This is a genomic window from Dolichospermum lemmermannii CS-548 (assembly GCF_028330815.1).
GTDB classification, from domain to species: domain Bacteria; phylum Cyanobacteriota; class Cyanobacteriia; order Cyanobacteriales; family Nostocaceae; genus Dolichospermum; species Dolichospermum lemmermannii.
The window spans coordinates 1-3381 of sequence record NZ_JAQMTJ010000223.1 but is presented as its reverse complement, the minus strand read 5'-3'; the positions used below and the strand labels follow the sequence as shown (position 1 = coordinate 3381).

5 protein-coding genes are annotated in these 3381 nt (G+C 40.1%); 3 read left to right on the top strand and 2 right to left on the bottom strand.

The annotated features are described in order from the left end of the window. Nucleotides 1-63: 63 nt before the first annotated feature. Entirely contained in the window at nucleotides 64-354 is a 291-nt protein-coding gene (locus PN450_RS14950; protein WP_148762918.1) for a 4a-hydroxytetrahydrobiopterin dehydratase, read from the bottom strand. A gap of 47 nt (nucleotides 355-401) precedes the next feature. After that, the gene (locus PN450_RS14945; RefSeq protein WP_148762920.1) at nucleotides 402-662 is read right to left on the bottom strand and encodes a transporter suffix domain-containing protein; all 261 of its coding nucleotides are present in this window, start codon (nucleotides 660-662) and stop codon (nucleotides 402-404) included. 196 nt (nucleotides 663-858) lie between these two features. Here PN450_RS14945 and PN450_RS14940 point away from each other — a divergent pair, with 196 nt between their 5' ends. From PN450_RS14940 to PN450_RS14930, 3 genes are all read left to right on the top strand, one after another. Further along, nucleotides 859-1008 carry a hypothetical protein gene (locus tag PN450_RS14940; protein ID WP_271836787.1) on the top strand — a complete coding sequence of 50 codons (150 nt, stop codon included), beginning with the start codon at nucleotides 859-861 and terminating at the stop codon, nucleotides 1006-1008. A gap of 332 nt (nucleotides 1009-1340) precedes the next feature. Then, nucleotides 1341-2039 carry an aldehyde oxygenase (deformylating) gene (locus PN450_RS14935; RefSeq protein ID WP_168634314.1) on the top strand — a complete coding sequence of 233 codons (699 nt, stop codon included), beginning with the start codon at nucleotides 1341-1343 and terminating at the stop codon, nucleotides 2037-2039. A 259-nt stretch (nucleotides 2040-2298) separates the two neighbouring features. Then, nucleotides 2299-3318 (top strand): long-chain acyl-[acyl-carrier-protein] reductase, encoded by a 1020-nt coding sequence (locus tag PN450_RS14930; RefSeq protein ID WP_015079154.1) that lies wholly within the window; start codon nucleotides 2299-2301, stop codon nucleotides 3316-3318. Nucleotides 3319-3381 lie beyond the last annotated feature (63 nt).

The window sequence follows — 3381 nt, the reverse complement described above, 5'->3', positions numbered from 1 at the left end:
TCCCCAACTTCCCCAACTTCCCCAACTTCCCCAACTTCCCCAACTTCCCCAACTTCCCCAATCTTACGGCGCTAATTCTTCCATTTTCTGCGCTAATTCCAAATCTAAATCACTGATAGCATTACCGATGTCATGAGTAACAAGATTTACCTTAACTGTGTTGTAAACATTAAACCATTCGGGGTGATGTCCCATTTTTTCCGCATGAACACCCACACTAACCATCCAACCTAAGGCAGTTGCAAAAGAGCTAAATTTATATTCTTTGTATAATTTCCCTTCTTTAATTTGCCATCCTGGTAAACTATTGAGGGCTAATGTTAGTTCTGCTTCGCTCAATTTTTGTGCTGCCATTTTCCTAACCTACATAGAGATTTATAAATACTAATTCTACCTAATTATCATCTTTTTCTATTTTTCCGCTTCCATCTTTTGACGAGTATATTTAGATAACGGAAATTTAAATAACGGCGATACTTTTGCACTACTTCTTTTCCTACCAGTAGCGCACCCAACCAAAAAAGAACTTCAGCCAAGACCAATAATACTGGGACTAATATAGCTTTTTGGGCGAGAGAAATTGGCAAAAATGGCACAATTACAGCAATGATCAGCCACGGTAAAAATGAGATGATAATTAACACTAAACCCAACTTTTGCATATTTGATGATGATGACGGAATCTGAGTTTAGTATTTTTATATCTGTGGCTGGAGTGATTTAATCTACAGTCTTTAGAATTTTGTCTCGCCCAGACGGACAAAGAATGGATTATAGCGGTTGTAGGTTGAGTAAGATACAAGTTTATCCTTTTATTCCCCCCGCCGCGGAGGGGGATTGAGGGGGTGCGAGGAGACTATGATGTATCTCATACAAGTGCATACCGCTATATCAAGTTTAGAACTGAAAGTGAAAATTGGAAAAGCTGTAAGTGCGATCGCTACTAAGGTAGAATTAGCAAAGGCCAGTAAAAACTTCCCTTGTCCCTACCCCCCGGTAATTGGCTAAAGTCCAATTATTGTGGCCACCCCCTGCTGTTTCTCACCCCCCCAAAGAGGTCAGAAAAACCACAATTAGCGGCAGTAACCCTATAAATGCACTTGTTAGCGCTACTAACAGGCTCAACAAATTGGCATTTTTTTAGATTCCAGTTTAGCTTGGACATTGGCTATGACTCCATACATTTGTTTTTCTGTTGGTACAACCATCAGTAAAAACTAATTTAATAACTATAGTTTCTTGTTAAGTTAAATTAAATCACAGTGATAATTACCCCAAATTGATCGGGTAATTTAAGTTTTTGTATTAAATGATTCATGGACAACGGAGTAACACCGAATATGCAGCAGCTTGTAGACCAAATTGAAAAAATTGATTTCCAAAGCGAAATATATAAAGATGCTTATAGCCGCATCAATGCCATTGTCATTGAAGGGGAACAAGAAGCCCACGAAAATTACATGACATTAGCGAAACTGCTGCCAGCACAGGAAGAGGAATTAATTCGTCTCTCGAAAATGGAAAGTCGCCACAAAAAAGGTTTTGAAGCCTGTGGACGGAATTTAAAAGTGACTCCAGATTTAGTATTCGCTAAAAAGTTTTTCTTGGGACTACACGACAATTTTCAAACCGCAGCCAAAGAAGGTAAAGTAGTTACCTGCCTTTTGATTCAATCTTTAATTATCGAATGTTTTGCGATCGCTGCCTATAATATCTACATTCCCGTAGCTGATGATTTTGCTCGTAAAATCACAGAAGGAGTTGTAAAAGAAGAATACAGCCATCTTAACTTTGGTGAAGTGTGGTTGCAAGAAAACTTTACAGAATCTCAAGCTGAATTAGAAGCAGCAAACCGCCAAAATCTGCCCATTGTCTGGAAAATGCTGAACGAAGTAGCAGACGATGCCAAAGTCTTAGCAATGGAAAAAGATGCTTTAGTAGAAGACTTTATGATTCAATACGGTGAAGCACTAAGTAACATTGGCTTTACCACCCGTGACATCATGCGTCTTTCAGCCTACGGACTGGCAACCGTTTAATAACTGCCCACAGGGGTGACGACTTTGTTACCCCAGGGAAGTAGGGGAAGTAGGGGAAGTAGGGGAAGTAGGGGAAGTAGGGGAGTAATAGTTCTGTAGTCAACCGTCAACTGTGAACATTGACCCCTTATGTAGTATTTTTAATAATTAGATACTATAGTTTGCGATTTCTCCAAAATCCAAAATCTCAAATCCAAAGTTGGTATTGCCCACTAATTCCACAGTTTTGCACGACAGCACACGCCTAATATATCACTCCATGTTTGGTTTAATTGGACATCTGACTAGTTTAGAACACGCTCAATCAGTAGCTCAAGAATTGGGATATCCAGAATATGCCGATCAAGGGCTAGACTTTTGGTGTAGCGCCCCGCCGCAAATAGTTGATCATATCACTGTCACCAGTATCACCGGGCAGAAAATAGAAGGAAAGTATGTAGAATCTTGCTTTTTGCCAGAAATGCTGGCCAATCGTCGTATTAAAGCTGCCACGCGGAAAATTCTCAACGCTATGGCTCATGCTCAAAAGCATGGCATTGATATTACAGCTTTGGGAGGATTTTCCTCAATTATTTTTGAGAACTTTAATTTAGAGCAGTTCAAACAAGTCCGCAATATTAACCTAGATTTTGAACGCTTCACCACAGGCAATACTCATACAGCTTACATTATCTGTCGGCAAGTAGAAGAAGCCTCTAAACAACTAGGGATTGAATTGTCCAAAGCAACTGTAGCTGTGTGCGGTGCAACGGGGGATATTGGTAGCGCAGTCACCCGCTGGCTAGATAAAAAAACAGATGTCCAAGAATTACTATTAATTGCTAGAAACCAAGAACGTCTCCAAGAACTGCAAGCAGAACTAGGACGCGGTAAAATCATGGGATTACAGGAAGCATTACCCCAAGCAGATATTGTAGTCTGGGTGGCGAGTATGCCCAAAGGCGTAGAAATTGACCCGACAACATTAAAACAACCCTGTCTATTGATTGATGGTGGCTATCCTAAAAACTTAGGCACAAAAATTCAGCACCCAGGGGTGTATGTGTTAAATGGTGGCATTGTGGAGCATTCCCTAGATATTGACTGGAAAATTATGAAAATTGTCAATATGGATGTGCCAGGTCGGCAATTATTTGCTTGTTTTGCAGAATCAATGCTATTGGAATTTGAGAAGTTATATACAAACTTTTCTTGGGGGCGTAATCAGATTACCGTAGACAAAATGGAGCAAATTGGTCGTGTGTCCATTAAACACGGTTTTAGACCATTGCTAGTTTAGTCATTGGTCATTGGTCATTGGTCATTGGTCATTGGTCATTGGTCATTGGTCATTGGTCATTGG

Coding starts and splice junctions, on each gene's coding strand:
- PN450_RS14950 (WP_148762918.1), bottom strand. CDS start 354: ATGGCAGCACAAAAATTGAGCGAAGCAGAACTAACATTAGCCCTCAAT.
- PN450_RS14945 (WP_148762920.1), bottom strand. CDS start 662: ATGCAAAAGTTGGGTTTAGTGTTAATTATCATCTCATTTTTACCGTGG.
- PN450_RS14940 (WP_271836787.1), top strand. CDS start 859: ATGATGTATCTCATACAAGTGCATACCGCTATATCAAGTTTAGAACTG.
- PN450_RS14935 (WP_168634314.1), top strand. CDS start 1,341: ATGCAGCAGCTTGTAGACCAAATTGAAAAAATTGATTTCCAAAGCGAA.
- PN450_RS14930 (WP_015079154.1), top strand. CDS start 2,299: ATGTTTGGTTTAATTGGACATCTGACTAGTTTAGAACACGCTCAATCA.